Here is a 26040-nt window from a genome sequence, read left to right on the forward strand (position 1 = left end):
AGTGGAGCAAAGCGACAACGAGCGGAGCGAGTTTGCAAATTTCAATTTTTTAATTTATTGAAAGGAGATATATTATGCCAGTTTGATTAACGACAATATTTAGTGTTGTTATTATATTAGGTATTTTTGCGTGAATTGGTTTATCAATTTATCAGAAAATTCGCCAAATTCGAGGTAAGAAAAAAGATAAAAAAGAAATTGAAAACAAGGAGGATAAAAAATAATGTTAGGGATGTATTTAACAACAGCAATTAATTTTTTAGCAGCAGATACGCCACCTACTATTTCAGATGGAATGGGTTCTATTTGAAGTGGATTAGGGCAAGCGATGATGAAAGTTAAAGAAGCAATTTATGCTGTATTACCACAATTAATGACTTTTTTAGGTGATGCGTGAATTATTTTAATTCCATTTGGTATTTTTGTTATTGTTAAAATATTAAACTTTTTCCGTGTTATGGTCAAAGGATTTTAGTAATAAGAAACTAAGGCACACTAGTTTATTTATTTTTTATTAATTTATTTTGTATAACTATTATTTTAAAACTTAATAGTATTTTTCAGTGTGCCAATTTTTATTATTTTTATATTTAACAATGTTTATTAAACAATAGATAAACAATATTTTAACATTATTTATAACATTGTTAATTAAAAAAAATGCTTTAATTTTGTCGAAAACTCTTGATATTTATAAAATATACCTAAAATTAGGTATATTTTTAATATATGGAGGTAAATAAATGATGAAAAAAATAATTACAGAATTAATAAATAGCTTAACAGATGATCAATTTTTAGAATTTTATGAAAAAATAAAACAACAAGCAGACTTAATTAAAAAACAAAAACGTTTAAATGAAATTGATCAAAAATTTAGAGATAAAGGCATTATATGTCCTAATTGCAAATCTTTTCATTGTGTTAAAAATGGTCATAATTCCGAAGGAAAACAAAAATATTTATGTAAAAAATGTCGTGCTAGTTTTGATGCATTTCGTCATCATTTTACTTATTGAAGTCATTTAAATTATGAACAGTGAAATTTATTAATTCAAATTTCATTGTTAGGACAATCTAGTAAAATAATTTCTCGTTTTATTAAAACAACCCCAAAAACCGCTTGATATAATCGACAAAAATTAATGCAATCAAAACAATTAGAAAATACACAGTTAAAATTTAAAAAATTAAATGGTCAAATCCAAATGGATGAAACATTTATTAAAGAAATTCATAAAGGCAATTTTAAAGATAAATTTGATAAACGAAAAACTCATCTCGATCCATTTTCAACTGATACCAAATGCTGTATTCAAATGGCAGTTGATAGCAATAATAATATTTTTGTTCAATCCACCAATACCAAAAGATTACAAAAACAATGGATTATTGAAAATATGAATAAGCAACTAATTAAAGAAAAATCAATAATTATTTCTGATATGCAACCACTATATTTATTAGTAGCAAAACAAACAAATTCTACTCTATATTCCACCAAAACTAGTACAAACCCTGATACTAGTTATCAAAAGTTAAATAAGATTAGTAAATTACAATCCAGTCTTAAAGAAGCCTTAATTCATTATCATGGTTTGGGTTTCACTAATATTCAAAATTATTTAAAGCTCTGAAAATGAAAATACCAACACAAAGGTTTAACACCAAACCAACAATCAACGGTATTATATTTTAACGTTTAAAAAATTTAAAGCAAAATCATAATCTTACACAAAATTAGTTTTCAAATTGTCATATTGATGATTTTTTTTATTTCATCAAGAGTTTTCGACAAAATTAAAGAAAAAATGTTTATTAAGGAGTTGATAAAATTGAGTAATTTTGTTAAGAAAAATCAAAATATAGAGAATTATTTTATTCGTAAAGAATTCATAGTTTTTCAGACTGATAAAGCTTCATTTATAAATTTACCTAATCATAATCGCCATATTGGTTTTTGATTAAGTAATAAATTTATTTATCCGAGTGAAAAACATTCAGAACAAGTAGCAATTGGTTTGATTTATGATAATTCTTATCCTATTGTAAAATATGATGAAAATTTAAAACGTCATATTTGAAAGTATTTAACTGGAACAGAATTAATTAATTTGTATAATCAATATAAACAAAATTATTTTAATCGTATGCACAAAGCATTATTTTCAAATGAACCTAAAAAAGTAAAAGTAAATAATAACAATAATAATTTAACAAATTGAAGTGTTGAAAAAGAGCAAGAATTAATTAATGATTTAGAAAGTTTAAATTAAATGAGTTTATATGACTATTGAGTTCAATTTGTTAGTTATATTTTTGGTTCAAATGCCCCTGAATTTTTATATGTTATATCGTTTGTATTATTTATCGTTTTATTTTTTGGGATGTTTTTTAAACTTATTCAAAAAATGTGGAGTTTTTAAAAATGCAAAATGATTGAGAAAAATTAAAAGAGTTTTTTATTCATGTCTTTTTGTTTATAAATAAAACAAATGTTGAAAGTATTACAACTTGGACTTTGACACAGAATGAATATTTAACTTTGATGGTTGGTGTTTGAATTGTTATTTTATTTTTAACTTGGTTTTTGTTATGAATGATTTTTAAAATAGTTGGGTATTTTAAATAATGAAAAAGTTTGTATTTTTCTTAAAAAATTATTGTTATATTAGTAGTTCAATGATTTTGTTTAGTTTAATTGATTTGTTATTTTGAATAATTTCATTAAATTATACTGGTTTAGTATTTTGATTATTATTTGCTTTGCAATGTGTTTATTTTGTATGATGAGTTTGAAAAAACATATTTTATCAGTTAAATGCTTTTCGGTTAGTAAGTTTTGTTTGAGATAATCCGTTATCAGTTATTATTGGTAAATTAGGAACCGGAAAAACTTTACTTTTAACTTATTTATCACAAACTATGAAATTATTAACAGATAAAATTTATAGTAATTATCCGTTAGAAGATGAGAAAGTTAAAGTTTTAACATTTAAAAATTTAGATTTTACAGATAGAACAAAACCAGTTCCCCCAGATGATAGTGTTATTTTATTTGATGAAAGTTATTTATATATTGATGGAACTAGTCCCCACGATGAGAAAAAAGTTCGTAGTGGTAAAATTCCGTGAATTGTATTAGCAAGACATTTTGGTAATCGTGCTTTATTTACTGCTCAGCGTGAGGGTATGATTTGAAATAATATTCGACAATTAGCAAGTGGTATTATTATTCCAATTTCATTGAAAAAACCTATTGCTAAAAAAGGATTTAATTTTTTTAATCTTTTCTTTATTATGCGAATTGGTATTTTTCAAGATATTACAGATTATGAAATTTGAAAAACAAAATCAGTAGAACGAACAGCCGAAGGTAAACGAGCAAAACATAAGTCGGATGTTGGGTTAGGAATTCGGTTTTTTAAAATAATTATTCCATTAGAATTTGCACAGAAATATGATAGTAAATGATTAAAGTTTGTTCGTGATTTAAAAAATGATGAAATAGTTAATTATAAAGAATATTATTGGTCAGAAATTACTAAATTAAGTGTTAAAGAGCGTTTAGCATTGTTTGATATTGATATTTTGAAAAAAAATTTAAAACCTAAAAAAGAAAAAGGAAGTGATAAAGATGATTAATTTATTATCAGAAAGTAATAATTGAGATAAGATTTTTAGTTTGATTTTTGATGTATTTTTGTTTATTTTTGATGTAATTTGAAATACTAAATTACCAATGACAAATACAACTATTGCTTATTTTATTATCTTTTTTATGGTTGTTAAGTTATCAATTTATGCTATCCACGGAACAAGAACACAATATAATGAATTAGGTTCAACTGTTAAAAACAATACATCAAAATTGTATGCTTCAACAGTACGTGGTGTTAAAAAAGCACATAAGGCTAATAAAAATGGTCGGTGAAAGGAAACAGATTAATGATTAGATTAGTTTTATTAGTTGCTGCAATTGCTATTTTTGGTACTAGTTTTATTACGGTGATTATAAATCAATTAACATCAGCAAAAAATATCATTATGGATTTATATAACTCAGATACTTTTTTACTTTCTTTGTTTGGTAAAATGGCAATTTTGTTTAGTCATCCATTAATGTTAACAATATCAAGTTTATATATTGTTGGGTTTATTGTTTCAAAAACATTGTATAGTTGGGGGTTGAATTATAAATATGAAAAAATCATTATCTTTATTTGCCATATCTATTTTAGGTATTTTAGGTTTAATTATTCCATTTATTACTTTAACAGCATTTAAACACTTAAATCAGCAGAATTATACTGTTAATTAACAAACAATGGGAATGAATGAAACTGATTTTATTAATACAATGTTTTTACGCAGTAGTTTTTTTGAAAACTGGTCTGAAACAAATTACTTTATTAATCCAACTCTAAAAACATCACAAACATTAACTTATAATGATAAATGATATTTAGACTTTTTAAAGGATAGTTATTCAACGGGAATTTCATTTGATAAGCCTAGTGATGAGTTTATGGATTTATATAAAAATTGAGATACTTATGCTAAACAATATAATATTGATAAATTCTATTATGTTGATAAAAAACAATTTTTAAAAGAATCTTTAATTTTGTCGAAAACTCTTGATGAAATAAAAAAAATCATCAATATGACAATTTGAAAACTAATTTTGTGTAAGATTATGATTTTGCTTTAAATTTTTTAAACGTTAAAATATAATACCGTTGATTGTTGGTTTGGTGTTAAACCTTTGTGTTGGTATTTTCATTTTCAGAGCTTTAAATAATTTTGAATATTAGTGAAACCCAAACCATGATAATGAATTAAGGCTTCTTTAAGACTGGATTGTAATTTACTAATCTTATTTAACTTTTGATAACTAGTATCAGGGTTTGTACTAGTTTTGGTGGAATATAGAGTAGAATTTGTTTGTTTTGCTACTAATAAATATAGTGGTTGCATATCAGAAATAATTATTGATTTTTCTTTAATTAGTTGCTTATTCATATTTTCAATAATCCATTGTTTTTGTAATCTTTTGGTATTGGTGGATTGAACAAAAATATTATTATTGCTATCAACTGCCATTTGAATACAGCATTTGGTATCAGTTGAAAATGGATCGAGATGAGTTTTTCGTTTATCAAATTTATCTTTAAAATTGCCTTTATGAATTTCTTTAATAAATGTTTCATCCATTTGGATTTGACCATTTAATTTTTTAAATTTTAACTGTGTATTTTCTAATTGTTTTGATTGCATTAATTTTTGTCGATTATATCAAGCGGTTTTTGGGGTTGTTTTAATAAAACGAGAAATTATTTTACTAGATTGTCCTAACAATGAAATTTGAATTAATAAATTTCACTGTTCATAATTTAAATGACTTCAATAAGTAAAATGATGACGAAATGCATCAAAACTAGCACGACATTTTTTACATAAATATTTTTGTTTTCCTTCGGAATTATGACCATTTTTAACACAATGAAAAGATTTGCAATTAGGACATATAATGCCTTTATCTCTAAATTTTTGATCAATTTCATTTAAACGTTTTTGTTTTTTAATTAAGTCTGCTTGTTGTTTTATTTTTTCATAAAATTCTAAAAATTGATCATCTGTTAAGCTATTTATTAATTCTGTAATTATTTTTTTCATCATTTATTTACCTCTATATATTAAAAATATACCTAATTTTAGGTATATTTTATAAATATCAAGAGTTTTCGACAAAATTAAAGAAAAGAATTAACTAATTTTTCTTATTCTTTTGCTAAGTATTTTAATACTGTGGAAGTTATTAATAAATTAGAAAGAGGTATTGATAATTTACAATTAGTTAAAATGATTAATGAGTTTTGAATACAAATTCCTAGAACACAGGCACCTAATAAAGAATTTTTAACTGCTACTAATAAATGATATTTTTATGGAGAAAAAAGAAATGGTCAATATTTGCTTACAAAATTTTATTTTGATAATAATTTTATTAAAAATCAAAACACTTGATGACAACACTTAAAAAATGATTCAGATTTTATTTGAAACTATAATTTAGTATATCGTTGAGATGGAAACGGTGAACCAGAATTACCAGTTGTTGATAATGATGGCAAATTAAAATTATATACTGAATATTATCAAAATGTTCGTTCTTTTTTGCTTAAATATATTGATGTTATTGTACAAGAAAATATCCGAATTCAGCAAGGTGGTAATCCAAACTATGATGACCCAAATTTGGGTAGTGAAAGAATAATTTTTGATTTTGAAATTATTAATAATATGGAAAAATTAGATTGAAAACCTGATGTTATTTTAACTAGAAAATCAATTTATCGGATGATTTTAACAATTGATGAAAATAAAAATATTATTGCTGGTAGTTTAGAATTAACACATTTTAAACAATATTGGGATGGTAATAATGCAAATAGTTATTGGTATACTGATGATTTAGGTTTTTTATTTTCTTTCATAAAAGAAAAAGAAGATACTTTTAATTTTAGTGCTGAAACTTATAATTATTATCAAGGTAATTCTCCTAATATTGGTAAAATGGTTTTTGAACAGATGAAAGGTCAAATTGATATTAATAAATTTTTAAAAGCCTTTTTTACCCATGCTTTGGTACCTGTATTTCAAAATCGCAGTAATTTTATTGAAAGTGGTTATATTGATAATTTACAGTATGATACTGTTTTAATTAATTTTTTTGGTTTAAAATTGATTAATTTTAGAGATGTTTTAATTGATGAAACTAATACTAATAAAAATCAATTTGAAAAACTATTAAATAGTATGTTTACGGTTTCCCAAAATTTTTATAAAGATTATTTACGTACCATTTTTGATTTAGAAAATGATACTTATGTACAAGGATATAATAAAAAATATGGTTTATTAGCAAATAATGGTTTTAAAATTTATCCTCGTTATTTTTATTTTTCTGATAAATACAATCAATTAGACATTAAATTGTATTCAGCATTTAAAAATCGTTTTTATAATACTAATTATGGTAATGTATTTAATTATGATTTTTCAGTTGCAAATAATTATAATATTAATCAAAATGAAGGTTATATTTTTGAAGGTGCTTTAAAAGATAAATACGGTTTAAAATACAAAAAAATTGAAGAACAAAAAATCGGTTATAATGTTTTTGAATTACAAGCCCAAAAAGAAAATGATATGTACCGTTATTATGATTTTAATTTTGGAATTTATAACTGACAAGAAATAAATAATGGCGGGTTGTTTCCTGATGGACAATGATGACAAGCCCAATATGAAAGTTGTAGTTGATATAATTTAGCGTGTCATATAAAAAATGCTGCAATTTGAATTGTAAATAATATTCCCGGTGTTAAACAAGTAAACGAATTAGCAAGCGGTGTTGGTAAAATATTTCAAACAATATATAGTTTTTTTAGTCAAACATTTGAGGTATGAAAATTTAGTCCAGCATTATATAATACAATAACAAATATATTCCTATTAATTATCTTTATGAAGTTTGTTCGATTAATTTAAAAAAGGACTTGTTAGTCCTTTTATTCTTTTCAATCAATTATTAGTCCTGTGTCTTTATTAATTTCTGGTATTTGTGGTTCATTGTTTTTATTTCAACGATATACTAAATTATAGTTTCAAATAAAATCTGAATCATTTTTTAAGTGTTGTCATCAAGTGTTTTGATTATTAATAAAATTATTATCAAAATAAAATTTTGTCGTTATATAATTATTTTCATATTTATTTATATAAAAATATCATTTATTAGTAGCAGTTAAAAATTCTTTATTAGGCGCCTGTGTTCTAGGAATATTAGTTCATTTGCTATTTTCTGGTAGTTGTTGTGGTTATGGTGTAGGTTTATTACCCCCCCGTTTTCATTATTATTTGGTTTTTCACAACTAATTAATGTTGTTGTACTTGTTGCTGTTAATCCGATTACTCCTAAAATACTTAGTAACTTTTTCATATTTTACTTCTCCTTTATTAAAATTACTTGAATGCTATAATTGATTTTATCATATATCAATAATGTATTAAATAATTTTAATATTAAATTTATAAATTAATGAAAGGTATATAAATGTTATGTATAGTCATTTAAGTTTTATCGATAAGGTTAAATTGGAAAAATTATTATTATCAAAATTATTTTTAAAAAAGAATGGTGAAATAAATATTTCACAAATTGCTAAATGTTTGAACAGAAATCGTAGTACTATTTTGCGAGAAATTAAGCGTTTTAAAACTATTGATGAATATAGTGCTTATAAGTCAGATAAAATGTATTATGAGAAAAGAAAAAAGAATAATAAAAGATATAAGTTTACATAAGAACAATTAAATTTTATTAATATAAGATTTAATGTTTATCGTGATTCTCCATCACAACTTATTCATCGTTATTTTCTAAAGTTTGGTATTAAATTTCCTGTTTGTGTTAAAACATTGTATAAATGAATTCGTTTGGGTTTTTATGTTTTTTTAAAACAGAATTTACGTCATCGTGGTAAAAAATATAAAACAAAAGGAAAATTTGATAATCGTGGTAAATTAATTAATTTTAAATCAATATGAGATATTGAGAATAAAGAGACTGATGTTGGTTGATTTGAAATGGATACCATAGTTGGAAAAGAGCATCAATCTAGTAATTTGGTTTTAGTTGAACAAAATAGTAAAAGTTATTTTGTTATGAAATTAAAAAATCATACTGCTAATGAAGTTGTGGAAAAGTTTAAAGATATTGTTATAAGTAATAATTTATTTGGGAAAATTAAAGGAATAATAACTGATAGAGGAAAAGAATTTAGTAAATGAAGAGAATTAGAAATATTTGCTGAAACACAAGTTTATTTTTGTGACCCTGGTAAACCACAACAAAAACCATTAATTGAATATATGAATTCTGAACTTAGACAATGATTTCCTAAGGGAACTGATTTTAATAATGTTAGTCAACAAAAAATAAATTGAGTAGTTAATGTTATAAATGATAAATTAAGGCCTGTTCTTAATTGAAAAACAGCAAAAGAGGTATTTTCAGATAATTTTAAATAGGTTTATTTGAAGTAATTTAATAAATTATTTTTTAGTGTGCTTAATTTTCCTTAAAATAAAATAAAAACTATAAATATTTTGATTTTTAAAAATTTATAATTGATTTTTTATGATTTTTATTGTATTATTTGACTAATAAGATTTGTTGCACTTCATTTTACATAATTCCTTATATGGTACTGGTGGAAGAACATATTGTGGGTAATTAAATGTTGGTATTTCATAATCATGTGGGAGTAAGAAACTAGTTTTATAATTAGTTGTCATATCGCGTAAATAATTATTTAATGTACTTTTTGTTTTACCACGAAAACTCCATACTGATAAGCGTAAATAATCTTCTTCATTATTTGTATATGGGTTATCAGCATAAAAGATAATTTCAAAATTACCTTTATATAATGCTTGAATTGAAAACATATCAATAATATAACTACAATTTGTTCCATCTGGTGTTTGTAAGAATTCGCAATCAGTATCTTTTTCACTATCACTAACTGGTATTTGCGCATCTACTGCTTTGGTTTGTTCATTAATTAAATAAACTCGTTTAGTTTTAGGATTTAATTGTTTTAAATTATAAGTTGAATAAATTAATTCTTCGGTTGGTTTACCATCCTTAGTTAAAACAGTACCTTTGCATTTATCAGTTAATAAAGTTGTAAAACCTAAACTAGTAGCATTAGCACCAAAAATAGCACCAACTTTATCATTACCTTGTTGTCTAAATATTTCAAAGGGTAAATAACCTTTACCTTTTGAGTTTTCAGACCAAAAAGCATCATTATAAAAACTATAAACATTAGAACTCATAAAACCATTAAGAAATTGAAAATTAGGTCAAGTTTTTTTATCTTGGTTAATAACTCATCCTCATGGAATACCAAACGAAATAAAGTTTAAGAATTTACCAACTCCACCTGGAATAGTAAAAGGATTAAATACTAATTTTTGTGTATAGTTTAAAGGTAGTACTGTTATTTGGCGATTAATAAAATTATTCATATTTAAAATATCTCAAACATTACAAGACCCCATTTTATTATATTCAAATTGAACTTGTCCAACTGTATTACCAAATTCATCTTTTCTTCTAAAATAAGATGATGCTTGTGTACTAATAATATTATCAACACTACCACTATTTACTTTTACTTTATCTGGTGGTGTAATCATTCAAGTTTTAGACCAATAAAATTCAGAATTATTATCTTCTTCCTTAATAGTTGTGCCAACCGTAGGATTAGTTGCTGTTGAACTTGCTTTATCAGTTATAACAATTCCCTCACTATTTTTTTGATTTCAAAAGTCGTATCTACTTTCCATATCTTGCTTTCAATCTTCATAACCAGTTATCATAGTTGGTTGAATACCTTGAATGTTATATCAACTTACTTCGGGTGATGCATAAGTATTTATTTTATCAGGTGGAGCAGGATACATATTATACATTAATAGATCTCGTGAATTCATTACTTTTTTATTAAATTGACATTTAATAATTGGTCGGCCAATAACAGGCATATTAAAAAAGATAGGATTACCATAAAATTTAACTGCCATTGCTCTAACACCTGGGTCTTTTAATAAAACTTCATCTAATTCAATAGTGGATGTATTTGTTTTTTCATTATAAGTTATTTTAGGAAAACAATAACCCTCGCCCGGGGCCGCTGGTCTGAATAAATTGTCTTACTGATAAACCACTATTACTAATTTTGTCATTAATACTTGAAAAGGTAATTTCTTGTCATAAAAAACTACCATCATAAGGTGAATAATAATTAATAACATTTGATGGATATAATCATTGTCTATCTTGTGGTGCAGAATTAATATCACCACCACCAATATTTAAACCACGATCATTAAATACAGTATAAAAATTATAATAATCATTAATATTTAATTTATTTACATCTTCATCTAAAATTAATAAAGTATATTGTCTTTCGGTTGATTGTTGAGTAAATACTTGTTCAAATTTAGCCTCACCAAATTGAATTGAACTTCTATCATCAATCATATAAGCATCTCAATATTTACCAACCTTAACTTCTTTTGTATAAAAATTATCGGCTTTATTATCATTATTAATAAAATAACTTAATTTATATTGATTTAAGTATGCCAGCATTCTATTAATATCATAAATATTTTCACCATCAATTAATTTTCAATAAATATTATTATTTTCATCTTTTAATTTTATAGCAAAAGGTGTTTCATTATTTGCTCATATTGTTGAATTAACTGGTTGTTTATTAAAATCATCAATTGTTAAAATATTAATTTCTTCACCTTTATATTTTTGGACTATTTTTAAACTATCTTGTCATTGCGCAATAGTACTTTCCATATTATCAAATATTCGTGAATAACTACCATAATCACTGGGTTTAGCATTATTTGGTTTTCATCCCGTTTCTGTATCAGGAATATATGAACTATAAACATTAAACGGAAAGACCATTCAATGACGATTGTCTTTTATGTTTTCTCTGATATCTATTAAAGTATCATGGGCTTGTCTTCGTAATTCTTCGATAACCCCTGAGTTAATTCTACTCATTTTTTAATTCTCCTTAATTTCTGTTCTACCTTGTACGGCATTTTGATTATTACCAGTTTCATCATATTCTAGTAATTTATTATTATGTTCTATTTCTTTTGCTTGCATTTTATATTGTCATGCTTCTACTTTTTCAAAATATTTGGTTGCTTCTAATTCATCAATATTTTCATATTCAGTAATTGCTCTTATTGGTTCCATTGTGCCATTATCTAATCTAGCAGTAATTAATTCATTTTGTCGAATTTGATCAACCAAACTTGCACTAATAAAATCAAAACCATATTCTCGTTCACCAACACCATCTCATAAACCATAATATTTTAAAACAGTATCAAACATTTTAGTATAGTATTGCTTACGATATGCTTGTAAATATGCTTGTTTTTCTAAGTCTTTTGTTTTAGTTAATAATGACTGTGTTTTATTTTGGTCATTATCTGATTTATCACCAAAAGGACTAGAAAAATGACATGCTAAGTATACTTGTTCAATAATAGCTTTTTGGTCTTCGGTATATGTTTCTAAGGTTGGTGTACCTTGTACTACTTGTAAAGATTGGGATAATTGACCATCTACTGCTGATTGACCTGATTGAATAAAAATATCATCAAAAGCGTCTTGTAATACTTTTTTATTGCCTTTGTTATAAGCAGTCATTAAATCATCATCTAATACCCCATATCAATGAGTACGATTTGCTCATCTTTCTTTTGATTTAATATTAAAACTATCTTATAAATCAAATTGTAATTTATAACAATTTGCCATTGTAGGCCATGGGTTTAATGTAGTTGATGTAGATAAAAATAAAGGGTTGGGTTCATTAATCATTTCTCAAAAAGGGACAATACCTAATTTGTTTTTAAATTCTTGTACTAAAATAGGTTTAACATCATCTTTAATTTGTGTTTTACTTTGTCCAACAACTACTTCATTATTTTTAGGTCAACCTTTTATAACTATTTTATCTTTGGTACAAATTAAATTTAAAATAAAACCACTATCTGATTGATGATAATTTAATCAAATATCAGCACCTTGTTCAATTTCGTTTATTTTACTTACACGAGATGTAAAGTTAAAAGGGTTAATTCATAAATCAATATTGCCGTCATTAGTCTCTAATAAACCAAAGATAGTTTTACCCATTAAACTTGCTGTTAATTCATTTTTATCTAATTTTTCTTTTATTTTATAAGTTTCATATCATCAATTTAATTTTTCTAAAATGTCTTTACGATGAGACTTAAATAAAATATCTTTACCATTAACTAATCTCATTTGATGACTAGCAATAATATTGGCTAAATTAATAGTTCAATCATAATTATAAAATTTTAAAACACTATTAATATCATTTAAGTTTGGTAAACTATGGAAAGTATTATTAATTGTTATTTTGCTCCTTTAATTTTAAAATAAGTGCATAATTAATAATATTTACTGTTAATAAATTTGGTTCATTTGCTAAAACTTGTACACATACTTTAACTTTTTGATATTTATTAATATATTCGTTATATAAATTTAAATTACATATTGCGATATTATCTTTATTTAATTCTTGACAAAGTCTTTTTTTAACTTGTCCACAAACAGACATATATGGTCTTTTTGCATTTATTACACGTTCATCATGTATTACATAAATATCTTTTTTCATTAAGTTATTCACTCCCTTTGTTGTCATAATTTATAATCTGCTGAACTATTATGTTTAACCATTGGTACTAATTCAAAGTGTAAAGCATAAAAATCACTATCAAATGTGTCATCATATAAATCTAACATTCGTTCTTCTCTTGCATCGGGCTTATCTTCTCATTGAATTAATTCATATTGGGTTTTACTTACAGGACATTTTTCTCATAATCATTTTAATTGATTAGTATTTATTAACATTGTAAATGCCTCAATACGATGTTTTATTTTAAACTTCTGCTTTTGTGCTGGTTTAAAATTCATGTATTGACCAAAAGTATAATGGTAGTCGGAAAAAAGTTGAGGTTTTATAAAAATTATAAATAAAGTAATTAAATACAAATTAAAGTAATCGCTTATTAGAGCGATTTTTTTATTTGCATTATTCATCAGATAGTATCTTTAAAATTAAAAATTAACCTATTTTTTCCCTACAAATTAGTTAATTTTTACAATTTCCTTTCTGTGATTTATTATATTTTTTCGGTTTAACAACTAATAATATCATTTTTAATAAAGGTACTATCTGATGAATAATGCAATACTAAAACTTAATATTTTGATGCTTAAAGATGGATAACTCATCTATGGCACGAATCCTTAAAGAAATTGTGAAAGCGATTGGATTTATTCCTATTTATTTCTTTAATTCTCGGCAAGATTAATCACTTGCGAAATGTCAGAGCGCGTGTTTTTTGCTTGTTTTCATAAAAAGAGTGCTGTTAAACCGAAAAAAACAATATCGGACACTAAAAAAAACAAGAGGGTTGGAACTCCAAAAGGTTATTTTCTTTATATAAAGTTGTCTAGGGATGGATGAAGCGTAATTAATAACTGGGTAAATTTGTTTTACTTCCGTTGGGGGATAAACTCTGTCTAAATATAAAGTTTAGTATCGCCATCCACCTCACTTTGGGGGTGAGTGGTGGCGAATTAAGATAATTAAATCAAAATATAAATATACTTACTAAATATCAAAATATTAACCAACAAAGGTATTTTATGTTTATTTAACAAAATAAGAAGAAAGGAATAAAATATTATGCAAGAATATAAAAGTAAATATATTAATAAAACTTGAAGTGAAATAACAACTTCGTTTGATTGAGTTAATTGTCAACCTGTTAATTGTCGTATTTCGCATCACAAAAATCATTATGATTTACAATGTTTAGAATGAACAAAAATGTATTTAAACTTATTTGAAAATAAATGAGATGTTATTGCTTCTTATATGCAACATTACAAAATTAACGATATTTTGGATTTAGCTTCCGATGGATGAAAAATATTACAAATTGACCAAAAAATCAAAGAAATAAATTAAAATATATTATTGCAATTGACCCTGCTGGAATTGGACAAACTGGTATTATTATTTATAATGTTTTGCAAAAGAAAATAATTAATAATATTACTTTTAATTCTAACTATGAAGAAGAAGCAATAAATAACATATATCTAATATTAAATGATTTTAAAAATAAAATTTGTTCTTATTTAAATAAAGTTATTGTAATAATTGAAGATTATCAACTTCATAAAGGTTTAAAAATAACAAATCCATTATCTACTCCTAAATTCATTGGTTGTTTAAAAGTTTTATGTAAATATCACTTTAATTTAAATTATATTTTACAATCTCCAATTGTTAAGAAAAAATATCTTTATAAAGGAAATATTAAAATGACAGAACATGAACATGATGCTTGGAAACATTTACAATATTTTTTAACAAAAGGAGTTGATAAAAATGATACAAACAAAAAGTAATTTAACTAAAAAATCAATAACTAATAAACCTAAAATAAAAAATAAAAAAATTAATAAGTTAGAATTAACTGTTAGACTACATGAAAACCCGATTAAAACTAAAATTAAAGCACTGGTTGCTGGTGGTGTTGAAGTTGATGCTTGTTCGGCTAAATGTCAATGAGACGGATTAAATTACTCAACATTATCAATATATAACCAATCTATTTTAACTGATTTTTTGAAATTAAAAAAAGATGATGAGATAAAAATTAAAGGCTCAGTATTTAATCAGTTAAATATAAAAACTAAACGATATTTTTTATCTTTTCGAGTAGATAGTTTTGAAATTATAAAAAAGGCTATTAGAAAAAGAATAAATACAAATATTAAAAAATAGGAGGAAAAAATGGCATTAAAAAATGTAAAATATGTTCTTGTTGCTGAAAACAATGAACCTATTAAAAGTGAAGATGGTAGTTTAGATATTAAAACTGCTGAAATTATTTTAGAAAATACTGCTGAAGTTGAAGAATTTAATGCAAGTAATTTAGAAAATAGTAATCAACAAATCAACGAACTACAAGCAAAAAATACTGAATTAACTTCACAAGTTGAACAACAAACACTTCAATTAAAACAAATTGAAATTAATAATTTTAATAATTCTTTAACTGATAACGAAGAATTTAAGAATGTTTTATTAAAGTCTTATGATATTACTGATGATATTGAAATCATTAAAACACACTTACAAAGTGTTTATGATGAATTAATTAAGGTACAAACAGTTAATACCGGCGGTGTACCAAAAGTAGAAAACAAAGAAAACAATATTTTAGATACAGATAATGTATTTAATAAATAGAAAGAAGGAAGTAAATTATGGCCCAAAACCCACAAAGAATTTTCGGAGATATTGCTAATCAAGCAACAAAACAAGACCGAGAAACATTTGAACAATGATATTTGCAAACTTATCAACAAAAATTTAGTTGAGAAGCTTTATTTGCGTGAAAAGAAGCAAATAAATTTGGTTTAACATATAAAAGAAAGAAAAATATTAAATATAATGAAGGTCTAGGAAAAGATGGAAAAGTATTTAATACTGATGATAGTCTTTTAAACTACACTGAAGTAAAGTTTGAAGATGGAACAGTTGAATTAGATACAATTTTAACTTTTGCCCGTAAATTAGACCCTGTAGAAAGTGATTTTAATCCTAATCTTTGGGCTGCTGATATTGAGCAAGCAATGGATACTGAAGTTGCTTATAAACGCAATAAAATTTTAGAAATTATTAATAAAGGAATAGTTACAACTATTCAAGGACAAAAAGCAGATGATACAAATGCTTTACAAATCCACGATGAAATAATGGATAAAATATATGAAAACGGCTTTACCCCATCAGAAACAGTTGTATTGGGTTCGGCTGATTTTATTCGTGGAATTCGTAATAAATTACAGTTACAACTTGGAGCAAACGACCAAATAAATAGCGTAATTGAAACAAGTGGAGCAATGAAAACTGTTGAAGGAACAACATATTATATGGTTCCAAAAAAATTACCAATTATTAATAAAGATGGTTCAGAAGGAACAATTAGTTTATTACCAGAAGGTGTTAATGCAATTGCCTTTAAATTTAGCAAAAAATATGACCCTCTTATTTTACGCAAAAAAGACCATACTCCATTAAGGGTGGGTGCTGCTGCGTTAGGTACTGGAATGGGTAATACTTTGATTATGGAAAGAGTTTTATATTTAGGTGGAGCAGTAGTTGAACCTAAGGGAATTATTAAACATATTGTTTCAAAAATTGATATTAGTAAAATTAATAAATTAGATGTACCAACTATTCATGTTGCAGAACCAACACAAGCAACAGCTGAACAATTAAAACCACAATTTAAAAATGTTGTTTTAAAAGCAGTTAAAGCTGTAGATAGTTCTTTAACTGAAAGTGATTTTGATTACTTTGTTGAAAGTAAAGGTGAGGATTGACCAATTAATATTACAAATGATAAAATTGTTGAAGTTCAAATTGAAGGTAAAAACAACGCTATTGGTCAAACAAATTCGATTGATGTTAAAATTAAAAATTATTAATAGTACTAAAAAATAGTACTTTTTCGTTTTAAAAATGCCAATTGGAACAGGGAAAACAGCTCTTATTTATGCTGTTAAAAAAAATCCAACTAGATTGTCAATTCAACAAAAAGAAAAAAGTTTTGGGTTACAGTTATTGGAATTTTTAGGAATTCAAGTTTTAGCCCTTGGTTTATCAGTTTTGACTGGTGGTGTTGCATCTGCTATTGGGCTTGGTGCGGGATTATCTAATTTTGCCGCAGCATTTATCTCGTTTGGAGTAGAAACAGCAACCGATTTTGCCGTAAATCAAATATACGATAAATTAACATCAGAAGTGACAGTAAAAAGTACTGCCTTAAATTTGTTACCAGCAATTGGTGGAATTGGTAAATTAACGCGTGCTGCTCGCACAACTAAAATTTTAAAATTAGCAAAAGAAACTAAATTACTTGAAAAATTAGGTGTAATAACTGCTAATAACTTAGAAGATATTGTAAAACAAGTTACGGGTAAAAAGATTTTATCTGATAAATTAATATTTGATTTTACAAAACAGGCTAATAATGAAAATTTATTATATACAATTGGAAAATTAGTCCGAAATGATTTTTATAAGGGTTTTAAAGTTTCTAATTTAGAAATAATTAATAATTTATTAAAAATTGAGAAAAATATTCAAAAAATAAGTCCTAAATTAGTTCAAAAAATACCACGCGTAAATGAAAAAAATGCTAATAAATGATTGTCTGAATATGGATTAAATATTGATAAAATAAGCAAAATTAATACTAATGAGTGATATAACATTATGACTAATCTTCATAAAAAAGGTGTTGGTAAAAACCTACTATTAAATGCTAATTTAATGCGTGGTAGCAAAGTATACAATAATAAATTATTAAATATCTTGCACCAAACACCAATTAAATTAAATAAAATTTTGAATCATTTAAACCCAAATTTTTATATTCAAAAAGTAACTAAAAAATTATTAGCCCCAATTGAAAAACAAATAATTACTATTAAACAAAAAGTAATTAGTAAAATTACTGAGCAAACTAAAAAAATATTATCTAAATTTGAAACTAAGGCTATTAAAAAAGGCCAATTATTACCTTTTGCTTATGGTTCTGATGTTTTTTTATCGGTTAAAATTGTTCCTTTATCAGTTGCAGGTGAAGTTGCTTTAACAATATATTATAAAAATCCTAAATATTCCCCTATTGTCGTTATGACAACTTTAATCAAAGCAAAACAATTTGTTTTAGCTCCTGAACCGTTTAAATTCTATATGAACAGTGAGTGGTTTATTGGTTGGGGATTTAATAAAACAAGTTTGTTTAATTTAGTTTCTTTTGCACCGGTTGCTTATCAACAAGTAGTAAAAGATAGTTTTAAAATATATCGGACAATTGCTAAGATATTAAAGTTACAAGAACAATTTAAAAATAACTTTAATAAAGATAAATTGTTAAATACGATAAAAGATAGTGCTGTTGCTAGTTTACTGGGCGGTGGCGTAGCATTTCAAACATACAAGCAACTAAGAACAAAACAAGATTTAAACAAAACAATTAAAACAAAAACACTATTAAGTAGTAAAAAGTTTATCTTAAATAAGATTAAATCAAAAAGAAAACAATGATAAGGAGATGATTAAATGTTAAATGAATTATGACAAAATGTTACTTTGGAAAATTATAATAATTTTATTCCAATGACAGGTAAAATTATACAAGTTCCAGTTCGTTATAATAAGTTCTTTAAAGGTGATGTAGAATTATGATTTAAAACATTTGCTTTAAGAGCCCAAAATATGATTAATTCATATTTAAACTATCCATTTTCAAAACTAAAATTTGAAACATTTAAAGACCCATTATTAAAGAAAATTTGTATTAATATGGTGTTTATTACTATTGAGCATTGAACATTTAACCGTATTCCGATTGAGTTTTTTACTTCGGCAAATATGAGTGTTGGTGATATTAATTATTCTTCACAAAATGACCCTATGGCAACATGACAAGGTCTATTGCCTACCTATGCAAAATCACTGGCTAATCTAACAACTTTAAAGAAAATGTTTCGAACTTTTCAAGAAGAAGGTATTGATTTAACAATGATAGATTTAGAAGCATATTATACGCAGTTAGAAGTTGATGCTTTAATAGAAAAAGAAAAAACTAAGATTGACAATAAAAGTATTATAAAAAATAACAATAATGAAATAAATGTTCCATTTGATAATGATACTATTTATTATGAAAATAATGTTTGAAAAACAAAACAAGGTGGCGATATCCCAACTGATGTTATTAAAGATAGTGATTTAAATAAAGATTATATTGATAAAGAAAATGGTAAATATATCTTTAATTTTGTCGAAAACTCTTGATGAAATAAAAAAAATCATCAATATGACAATTTGAAAACTAATTTTGTGTAAGATTATGATTTTGCTTTAAATTTTTTAAACGTTAAAATATAATACCGTTGATTGTTGGTTTGGTGTTAAACCTTTGTGTTGGTATTTTCATTTTCAGAGCTTTAAATAATTTTGAATATTAGTGAAACCCAAACCATGATAATGAATTAAGGCTTCTTTAAGACTGGATTGTAATTTACTAATCTTATTTAACTTTTGATAACTAGTATCAGGGTTTGTACTAGTTTTGGTGGAATATAGAGTAGAATTTGTTTGTTTTGCTACTAATAAATATAGTGGTTGCATATCAGAAATAATTATTGATTTTTCTTTAATTAGTTGCTTATTCATATTTTCAATAATCCATTGTTTTTGTAATCTTTTGGTATTGGTGGATTGAACAAAAATATTATTATTGCTATCAACTGCCATTTGAATACAGCATTTGGTATCAGTTGAAAATGGATCGAGATGAGTTTTTCGTTTATCAAATTTATCTTTAAAATTGCCTTTATGAATTTCTTTAATAAATGTTTCATCCATTTGGATTTGACCATTTAATTTTTTAAATTTTAACTGTGTATTTTCTAATTGTTTTGATTGCATTAATTTTTGTCGATTATATCAAGCGGTTTTTGGGGTTGTTTTAATAAAACGAGAAATTATTTTACTAGATTGTCCTAACAATGAAATTTGAATTAATAAATTTCACTGTTCATAATTTAAATGACTTCAATAAGTAAAATGATGACGAAATGCATCAAAACTAGCACGACATTTTTTACATAAATATTTTTGTTTTCCTTCGGAATTATGACCATTTTTAACACAATGAAAAGATTTGCAATTAGGACATATAATGCCTTTATCTCTAAATTTTTGATCAATTTCATTTAAACGTTTTTGTTTTTTAATTAAGTCTGCTTGTTGTTTTATTTTTTCATAAAATTCTAAAAATTGATCATCTGTTAAGCTATTTATTAATTCTGTAATTATTTTTTTCATCATTTATTTACCTCCATATATTAAAAATATACCTAATTTTAGGTATATTTTATAAATATCAAGAGTTTTCGACAAAATTAAAGAAATATATTGTTAAAACAGCAAAAGATTTATTAAGTAATTATTATGATGTAAATGCCATTGATAATTTTTTAATAAATAAACAAGATAAATTAATAAGTGGTACAAATATTAAAACTATTAATGGTAATTCATTATTAGGTAATGGTGATATATCTATTAATAATGGTAATGATTGAGAATTAGTTGATATAAGTGATTTTGTATCTTTTTCTGACAAAAAATATCAAATTAGAAATTATGATTCTACAAAATATAAATACAAATTATGAATTGGTACTTATGAAAATGACGGAGATACTATTAATATTATGTTTGAAACATATAAAAATCATTATGAATTTATTTTATTTGCTGGCCTTAATGGTATAAAACTTAATAAAAATGGCGCAATAAGTTCTGAAAATAATAAATTAATGTCATTACATGTTGAAAGAAAAAAGGTAAATTAGAAAGGAGATGTTTTTATGCCAAAAGTAACTATTAAAGATTTAATTATGTTTTTGAAAATCTTTGGAGTTTCATCATTGTTTTTTATAGCAGGAATCATTATTTGTTTTATAGGACCAACTAAATTAGGAATTGGTTGACCTGCATATGTAATTATTGGTGCAATGCTTAATGGTTTTGGAGTTGTTATTTTAATTATTGAAACTATTAGATTTATCAAAACTCATAACAAACAACAAAGACAAGATAGCATTGAAGATGTTATTAAAAAAGAAGAAACAAAATAAAGAGGTGTTATAAATGGGGTTGTTACCTGCCAAAAAGAAATTAAAGAAAAGCTATGATATTGATAGTTATTATCTTAATTTAGCATCAACGATTACTAATCGTAAAAATGTTACTGTGCAAAAACATAATGAGATTTTAGAAAAAAGAATTTGTGAAGATAATGCTAATTTTTTAAATCCACGAAATTTAGAAATTAGCATTTATAATCCAATTATTAATCAACAATTAGATACTAAATTAATTAATAACTTTTTAAAAATGCAGGACTTTACTAATAAAAATTGATATAACGAATATAAAATCAATAAATATGGTAAATGTGCCTATTTTATTTTTGCCAATAATTCAAAACTTAATTTTATTACTATTAATTTTTACAATGACCAATATGATGAATTGGGTAATTTAGTATCTTGTACTTTTGATTATGACCCTTATATTAAAAATGACCAGAGTGTTTTTATTACTGAAAAATTAGAAATTGATTATGTAACTAAACAAGTAAAAGTTATTAGAAAGTTAAAAACACGATTATACAGTACTATTACCGACTTATATATTGATGATGCTAAATGAAATAATTATACAGCTTTGCAAAGAGAAGAAATATTACCAATTGATTTTATACCAATTGAAATTATTCCTAATAACGCTAATTTTGAACCTTCTGCTCGTTATGGTAAACAATTTGCTAGTATTTTAGACATTATTGCTGAAAAAATAATGTTAGACCCATTATTAAATAGTGGTAAATTTACTATTAATACTAATGGGGTTACTGGTGTGGTTGACCAAGAAATTAGTAAAATGTTGGCTTCATTTGTTGAAAATGACTTGTTATTAGTTGAAGGAGACCCTGATAGTAATTTTCAACCAGTAGACTATATCGCTGGTAATTTTAAAGGTGAACAATTAACCAAAATATATGATTGATTATTAACTAATTATTATAAAATAAATCGCCATCATGTTCCCGCGATTGCTAAGGGGGCTCAACAAACCCAAGCGGAAGTTGCTGGTGTAAATATTCAAACAAACGCCTCTTATGAACAAATGATATACATTAGAGAAATTAAATTAACTGAATTTATTATTAAGTTAATTAAATATGATAATGTGATTTTAAACAGTAGAACATTTAATATTAAAAATATTGATGAGTTAATTGTTAATGTTCGATTACCAGTAAATGCTACTTTAAACAGACAACTAAAAAATAACGAAACTATTATCAATATAACTAATGAAGAAGGAGAACAAGAATAATGTTAAAACCATCAGAAAAAATGTTAGCACAATTAGCGGAAAATGATGAACCAATTGATTATTCAATTGATAGTATTCCGTTAGATTTTGCTAATCAATCACAATATAGCGATCCCGATTTAGAACAATTATTTACAGAAGACCGCGCTAGAACCTTATATATTTATAAAATTAATAATCTTGTTAAGACAAAACAAAAACCAACCTTAAACTATTCTCAAAATAGCGTTAAAATAGGTTTTATTGACAAAGATGAATATATTAAAATAACTGGTTATGAAATTAGTGACTTTAATTTTAAATTACAAATTCAACAAAACACCACAGTACAAGATAATAGTACAAGTTATGTAATGATTGATGAAAAAGATATTTTAATTAATGATATTTCAAAACAAGACAAAGTATTTTTAGAATCATACGACTTAAAAATAGTATCTATTAATGAACCAATTAGTGAAGACAACAAAAATGAATGTTATATCATTGAAGAATATAAACGCCCTCTTTAATTTTGTCGAAAACTCTTGATGAAATAAAAAAAATCATCAATATGACAATTTGAAAACTAATTTTGTGTAAGATTATGATTTTGCTTTAAATTTTTTAAACGTTAAAATATAATACCGTTGATTGTTGGTTTGGTGTTAAACCTTTGTGTTGGTATTTTCATTTTCAGAGCTTTAAATAATTTTGAATATTAGTGAAACCCAAACCATGATAATGAATTAAGGCTTCTTTAAGACTGGATTGTAATTTACTAATCTTATTTAACTTTTGATAACTAGTATCAGGGTTTGTACTAGTTTTGGTGGAATATAGAGTAGAATTTGTTGGTAGTCGGAAAAAAACTTAGGTTTTATAAAAAATATAAATAAAGTAATTAAATACAAATTAAATTAATCGCTTATTAGAGCGATTTTTTTATTTGCATTATTCATCAGATAGTATCTTTAAAATTAAAAATTAACCTATTTTGCCCTACAAACTAGTTAATTTTTATAATTTCCTTTCTGTGATTTATTATATTTTTTCGGTTTAACAACTAATAATATCATTTTTAATAAAGGTACTACCTGATGAATAATGCAATACTAAAACTTAATATTTTGATGCTTAAAGATGGATAACTCATCTATGGCACGAAGCCTTAAAGAAAGTGTGAAAGCGATTGGATTTACTCTCCTATTTATTTCTTTAATTCTCGGCAAGATTAATCCCTTGCGAAATGTCAGAGCACGTGTTTTTTGGCTTGTTTTCATAAAAAGAGTGTTGTTAAACCTAAAAAAACAATATCGGACACTAAAAAAACAAGAGGGTTGGAACTCCAAAAGGTTATTTTCTTTATATAAAGTTGTCTAGGGATGGATGAATCGTAATTAATAACTGGGTAAACTGTTTTTTGTTTATTTCCGTATGGGGGTAAACTCTATCAAAATATCCTATCCGCCCCCGCTCACCTTCAAAGTGAAGCGGGCGGCGAAGTAATTAAATACTAAAATAAATTATTTACTAAATATCAAAATATTAACCAATAAAGGAATATTATGTTTTTTTACAGAAAGGAAAATATTTTATGAAAAAATGAAATAAAAAAATTAAAAATAAATTACAAGAATTAATGATACGAGCTTATCCAGTAACGGTAAATGATATTAATGATGAAATTTGAGCAACAAATAAAAAGAATTAAGGAATATAGATAAATGACAGAATATAAAAGTTTGTATATTAATAAAACTTGAAATGAAATAACAACATCTTTTGAATGAGCTAATTGTCAGCCTGTTAATTGTCGTATTTCACATCATAAAAATCATTATGATTTGCAATGTTTAGAATGAGCCAAAATGTACTTAAATTTATTTAAAGACAAGTGAGATGTTATTGCTTCTTATATGCAATATTATAAAATTAACGATATTTTAGATTTAGCATCAGATGGATGAAAAATATTACAAATTGACAAAAAAATAAAACAAATAAATTAAAATATATTATTGTAATTGACCCTGCTGGAATTGGACAAACTGGTATTATTATTTATAATGTTTTGCAAAAGAAAATAATTAATAATATTACTTTTAATTCCAAAAATGAAGAAGAAGCAATAAGTAATATATATTTAATATTAAATGAATTTAAAAATAAAATTTGTTCTTATTTAAATAAAGTTATTGTAATAATTGAAGATTATCAACTTCATAAAGGTTTAAAAATAAAAAACCCATTATCTACTCCTAAATTTATTGGTGGTTTAAAAGTTTTATGCAAATATCTATTTAATTTAAAATATATTTTACAATCACCAGTCATTAAGAAAAATTATATTTATAAAGGAAATATTAAAATGTCAGAGCACGAACACGATGCTTGAAAACATTTACAGTATTTTTTAGCAAAAGGAGTTGATAAAAATGGCACAATCAAAAAGTAATTTACCTAAAAAATCAGTAACTAATAAACCTAAAATAAAAAATAAAAAAATTAATAAGTTAGAATTAACTGTTAGATTACATGAAAATCCGATTAAAACTAAAATTAAGGCACTGGTTGCTGGGGGTGTTGAAGTTGATGCTTGTTCGGCTAAATGTCAATGAGACGGATTAAATTATTCAACATTATCAATATATAACCCATCTATTTTAACTGAGTTTTTAAAATTAAAAAAAGATGATGAGATAAAAATTAAAGGCTCAGTATTTAATCAGTTAAATATAAAAACTAAACGCTATTTTTTATCTTTTAGAGTAGATAGTTTTGAAATTATACAAAAAGCGATTAGAAAAAGAACAAATACAAATATTAAAAAATAGGAGGAAAAATCAATGGCATTAAAAAATGTAAAATATGTTCTTATTGATGAAAATAATGAACCTATTAAAAGCGAAGATGGTAGTTTAGATATTAAAACTGCTGAAATTATTTTAGAAAATACTGCTGAAGTTGAAGAATTTAATGCAAGTAATTTAGAAAATAATAATCAGCAAATCAACGAACTACAAACAAAAAATACTGAATTAACTTCACAAATTGAACAACAAACAATTCAATTAAAACAAATTGAAGTAATTGACTTTATTAATTCTTTAACTGATAATGAAGAATTTAAAAATGTTTTATTAAAGTCTTATGATATTACTGATGATATTGAAATCATTAAAACACAATTGCAGAGTGTTTATGATGAATTAATTAAGGTACAAACAGTTAATACTGGTGGCGTACCAAAAGTAGAAAACAAAGAAAACAATATTTTAGATACAGACAATGTATTTAATAAATAGAAAGAAGGAAGTAA

At 24.6% G+C, this 26040-nt stretch carries 31 protein-coding genes and 3 pseudogenes; 25 read left to right on the forward strand and 9 right to left on the reverse strand.

Annotated features, from left to right (window positions below; translation table 4 throughout):
- Nucleotides 1-74 precede the first annotated feature (74 nt).
- The 9 genes and pseudogenes from AACK91_RS09855 to AACK91_RS09895 form a co-directional block, all read left to right on the forward strand.
- Nucleotides 75-224 (forward strand): hypothetical protein, encoded by a 150-nt coding sequence (locus tag AACK91_RS09855; protein ID WP_004027793.1) that lies wholly within the window; start codon nucleotides 75-77, stop codon nucleotides 222-224.
- Nucleotides 224-475 carry a hypothetical protein gene (locus AACK91_RS09860; protein WP_126821078.1) on the forward strand — a complete coding sequence of 84 codons (252 nt, stop codon included), beginning with the start codon at nucleotides 224-226 and terminating at the stop codon, nucleotides 473-475. The genes AACK91_RS09855 and AACK91_RS09860 overlap by 1 nt, the downstream gene beginning before the upstream one ends.
- Nucleotides 476-743: 268 nt before the next feature.
- Nucleotides 744-1706, forward strand: coding sequence for an IS1/IS1595 family N-terminal zinc-binding domain-containing protein (locus AACK91_RS09865; protein WP_338963247.1), 963 nt, complete (start codon nucleotides 744-746; stop codon nucleotides 1704-1706).
- 129 nt (nucleotides 1707-1835) lie between these two features.
- Nucleotides 1836-2276 carry a DUF3627 domain-containing protein gene (locus tag AACK91_RS09870; RefSeq protein WP_338963574.1) on the forward strand — a complete coding sequence of 147 codons (441 nt, stop codon included), beginning with the start codon at nucleotides 1836-1838 and terminating at the stop codon, nucleotides 2274-2276.
- A gap of 152 nt (nucleotides 2277-2428) precedes the next feature.
- Nucleotides 2429-2632 carry a DUF2649 family protein gene (locus AACK91_RS09875; RefSeq protein ID WP_126821076.1) on the forward strand — a complete coding sequence of 68 codons (204 nt, stop codon included), beginning with the start codon at nucleotides 2429-2431 and terminating at the stop codon, nucleotides 2630-2632.
- Nucleotides 2632-3645 (forward strand): hypothetical protein, encoded by a 1014-nt coding sequence (locus AACK91_RS09880; RefSeq protein ID WP_338966340.1) that lies wholly within the window; start codon nucleotides 2632-2634, stop codon nucleotides 3643-3645. Before AACK91_RS09875 ends, AACK91_RS09880 begins: the two co-directional genes overlap by 1 nt.
- Nucleotides 3638-3898 (forward strand): annotated as a pseudogene (locus AACK91_RS09885) (hypothetical protein); the annotation flags it as partial. The gene AACK91_RS09880 and the pseudogene AACK91_RS09885, both read left to right, overlap by 8 nt.
- 50 nt (nucleotides 3899-3948) lie before the next feature.
- Nucleotides 3949-4287 (forward strand): hypothetical protein, encoded by a 339-nt coding sequence (locus AACK91_RS09890; RefSeq protein ID WP_338964619.1) that lies wholly within the window; start codon nucleotides 3949-3951, stop codon nucleotides 4285-4287.
- Nucleotides 4202-4663 (forward strand): annotated as a pseudogene (locus AACK91_RS09895) (spiroplasma phage ORF1-like family protein); the annotation flags it as partial. The gene AACK91_RS09890 and the pseudogene AACK91_RS09895, both read left to right, overlap by 86 nt.
- Before the next feature lie 56 nt (nucleotides 4664-4719).
- On the opposite strand, the gene AACK91_RS09900 reads toward AACK91_RS09895, so the two are convergent.
- Nucleotides 4720-5682, reverse strand: coding sequence for an IS1/IS1595 family N-terminal zinc-binding domain-containing protein (locus tag AACK91_RS09900; protein WP_338963247.1), 963 nt, complete (start codon nucleotides 5680-5682; stop codon nucleotides 4720-4722).
- 129 nt (nucleotides 5683-5811) lie between these two features.
- Between AACK91_RS09900 and AACK91_RS09905 the strand changes: the two genes are divergently transcribed.
- On the forward strand, nucleotides 5812-7557 hold the full coding sequence (locus AACK91_RS09905) for a spiroplasma phage ORF1-like family protein (RefSeq protein WP_338966343.1): 1746 nt from the start codon (nucleotides 5812-5814) through the stop codon (nucleotides 7555-7557).
- Between the two features lie 256 nt (nucleotides 7558-7813).
- Here AACK91_RS09905 and AACK91_RS09910 read toward each other — a convergent pair whose 3' ends face one another.
- A complete protein-coding gene (locus AACK91_RS09910; protein WP_338964334.1) occupies nucleotides 7814-8008 on the reverse strand; it encodes a lipoprotein in 195 nt (64 codons plus the stop codon).
- Between the two features lie 119 nt (nucleotides 8009-8127).
- Between AACK91_RS09910 and AACK91_RS09915 the strand changes: the two are divergent.
- A pseudogene (locus AACK91_RS09915) lies at nucleotides 8128-9099 on the forward strand (IS30 family transposase).
- Nucleotides 9100-9231: 132 nt separating this feature from the next.
- On the opposite strand, the gene AACK91_RS09920 reads toward AACK91_RS09915, so the two are convergent.
- The 6 genes from AACK91_RS09920 to AACK91_RS09945 all read right to left on the reverse strand — a co-directional run bounded on the left by AACK91_RS09920 (nucleotide 9232) and on the right by AACK91_RS09945 (nucleotide 13639).
- Complete coding sequence (locus AACK91_RS09920; protein WP_338966346.1) at nucleotides 9232-10662, reverse strand: hypothetical protein; 1431 nt, start codon at nucleotides 10660-10662, stop codon at nucleotides 9232-9234.
- 79 nt (nucleotides 10663-10741) lie between these two features.
- Nucleotides 10742-11671 (reverse strand): hypothetical protein, encoded by a 930-nt coding sequence (locus AACK91_RS09925; protein ID WP_338966215.1) that lies wholly within the window; start codon nucleotides 11669-11671, stop codon nucleotides 10742-10744.
- A 3-nt stretch (nucleotides 11672-11674) separates the two neighbouring features.
- The gene (locus AACK91_RS09930; protein WP_338966217.1) at nucleotides 11675-12331 is read right to left on the reverse strand and encodes a hypothetical protein; all 657 of its coding nucleotides are present in this window, start codon (nucleotides 12329-12331) and stop codon (nucleotides 11675-11677) included.
- A gap of 75 nt (nucleotides 12332-12406) precedes the next feature.
- Entirely contained in the window at nucleotides 12407-12955 is a 549-nt protein-coding gene (locus tag AACK91_RS09935) for a hypothetical protein (RefSeq protein ID WP_338966220.1), read from the reverse strand.
- Nucleotides 12956-13061: 106 nt separating this feature from the next.
- Entirely contained in the window at nucleotides 13062-13337 is a 276-nt protein-coding gene (locus tag AACK91_RS09940; protein WP_338966223.1) for a hypothetical protein, read from the reverse strand.
- Nucleotides 13337-13639 carry a hypothetical protein gene (locus AACK91_RS09945; RefSeq protein ID WP_338966226.1) on the reverse strand — a complete coding sequence of 101 codons (303 nt, stop codon included), beginning with the start codon at nucleotides 13637-13639 and terminating at the stop codon, nucleotides 13337-13339. Before AACK91_RS09945 ends, AACK91_RS09940 begins: the two co-directional genes overlap by 1 nt.
- Nucleotides 13640-14417: 778 nt before the next feature.
- On the opposite strand from AACK91_RS09945, the gene AACK91_RS09950 reads away from it, so the two are divergent.
- Genes AACK91_RS09950 through AACK91_RS09980 form a run of 7 tightly spaced genes read left to right on the forward strand, consistent with a single transcriptional unit; the run spans nucleotide 14418 to nucleotide 19670 of the window.
- A complete protein-coding gene (locus AACK91_RS09950; RefSeq protein WP_338966229.1) occupies nucleotides 14418-14702 on the forward strand; it encodes a hypothetical protein in 285 nt (94 codons plus the stop codon).
- Entirely contained in the window at nucleotides 14657-15148 is a 492-nt protein-coding gene (locus tag AACK91_RS09955; RefSeq protein WP_338966231.1) for a hypothetical protein, read from the forward strand. The genes AACK91_RS09950 and AACK91_RS09955 overlap by 46 nt, the downstream gene beginning before the upstream one ends.
- Nucleotides 15129-15527, forward strand: coding sequence for a hypothetical protein (locus AACK91_RS09960; protein ID WP_338966232.1), 399 nt, complete (start codon nucleotides 15129-15131; stop codon nucleotides 15525-15527). Before AACK91_RS09955 ends, AACK91_RS09960 begins: the two co-directional genes overlap by 20 nt.
- A 9-nt stretch (nucleotides 15528-15536) precedes the next feature.
- On the forward strand, nucleotides 15537-15995 hold the full coding sequence (locus AACK91_RS09965) for a hypothetical protein (protein ID WP_338966233.1): 459 nt from the start codon (nucleotides 15537-15539) through the stop codon (nucleotides 15993-15995).
- Nucleotides 15996-16012: 17 nt separating this feature from the next.
- A complete protein-coding gene (locus AACK91_RS09970; RefSeq protein ID WP_338966235.1) occupies nucleotides 16013-17239 on the forward strand; it encodes a hypothetical protein in 1227 nt (408 codons plus the stop codon).
- A 34-nt stretch (nucleotides 17240-17273) separates the two neighbouring features.
- Nucleotides 17274-18869: a hypothetical protein gene (locus tag AACK91_RS09975; protein WP_338966237.1), complete on the forward strand. Its 1596-nt coding sequence runs from the start codon at nucleotides 17274-17276 to the stop codon at nucleotides 18867-18869.
- Nucleotides 18870-18881: 12 nt separating this feature from the next.
- Nucleotides 18882-19670 carry a hypothetical protein gene (locus AACK91_RS09980; RefSeq protein ID WP_338966239.1) on the forward strand — a complete coding sequence of 263 codons (789 nt, stop codon included), beginning with the start codon at nucleotides 18882-18884 and terminating at the stop codon, nucleotides 19668-19670.
- A 24-nt stretch (nucleotides 19671-19694) separates the two neighbouring features.
- Here the strand turns inward: AACK91_RS09980 and AACK91_RS09985 are convergent, their stop codons facing one another.
- Entirely contained in the window at nucleotides 19695-20657 is a 963-nt protein-coding gene (locus AACK91_RS09985; RefSeq protein ID WP_338963247.1) for an IS1/IS1595 family N-terminal zinc-binding domain-containing protein, read from the reverse strand.
- A 545-nt stretch (nucleotides 20658-21202) separates the two neighbouring features.
- Here AACK91_RS09985 and AACK91_RS09990 point away from each other — a divergent pair.
- The 7 genes from AACK91_RS09990 (at nucleotide 21203) to AACK91_RS10020 (ending at nucleotide 26026) form a co-directional block, all read left to right on the forward strand.
- Nucleotides 21203-21472, forward strand: coding sequence for a hypothetical protein (locus AACK91_RS09990; RefSeq protein ID WP_338966242.1), 270 nt, complete (start codon nucleotides 21203-21205; stop codon nucleotides 21470-21472).
- A 13-nt stretch (nucleotides 21473-21485) separates the two neighbouring features.
- Nucleotides 21486-22739: a hypothetical protein gene (locus AACK91_RS09995; RefSeq protein ID WP_338966349.1), complete on the forward strand. Its 1254-nt coding sequence runs from the start codon at nucleotides 21486-21488 to the stop codon at nucleotides 22737-22739.
- Complete coding sequence (locus tag AACK91_RS10000; protein ID WP_338966350.1) at nucleotides 22739-23251, forward strand: hypothetical protein; 513 nt, start codon at nucleotides 22739-22741, stop codon at nucleotides 23249-23251. Before AACK91_RS09995 ends, AACK91_RS10000 begins: the two co-directional genes overlap by 1 nt.
- 1194 nt (nucleotides 23252-24445) lie before the next feature.
- Nucleotides 24446-24730, forward strand: a complete 285-nt coding sequence (locus AACK91_RS10005; protein WP_040092454.1) for a hypothetical protein — start codon at nucleotides 24446-24448, stop codon at nucleotides 24728-24730.
- Complete coding sequence (locus AACK91_RS10010; RefSeq protein ID WP_338966353.1) at nucleotides 24685-25176, forward strand: hypothetical protein; 492 nt, start codon at nucleotides 24685-24687, stop codon at nucleotides 25174-25176. Before AACK91_RS10005 ends, AACK91_RS10010 begins: the two co-directional genes overlap by 46 nt.
- The gene (locus tag AACK91_RS10015) at nucleotides 25157-25555 is read left to right on the forward strand and encodes a hypothetical protein (protein WP_338966354.1); all 399 of its coding nucleotides are present in this window, start codon (nucleotides 25157-25159) and stop codon (nucleotides 25553-25555) included. The genes AACK91_RS10010 and AACK91_RS10015 overlap by 20 nt, the downstream gene beginning before the upstream one ends.
- Before the next feature lie 12 nt (nucleotides 25556-25567).
- The gene (locus AACK91_RS10020; protein ID WP_338966357.1) at nucleotides 25568-26026 is read left to right on the forward strand and encodes a hypothetical protein; all 459 of its coding nucleotides are present in this window, start codon (nucleotides 25568-25570) and stop codon (nucleotides 26024-26026) included.
- Nucleotides 26027-26040 lie beyond the last annotated feature (14 nt).

Origin of the sequence: Spiroplasma endosymbiont of Sarcophaga carnaria, from assembly GCF_964019595.1 — a bacterium.
Lineage (GTDB): Bacteria > Bacillota_I > Bacilli_A > Mycoplasmatales > Mycoplasmataceae > Spiroplasma > Spiroplasma poulsonii.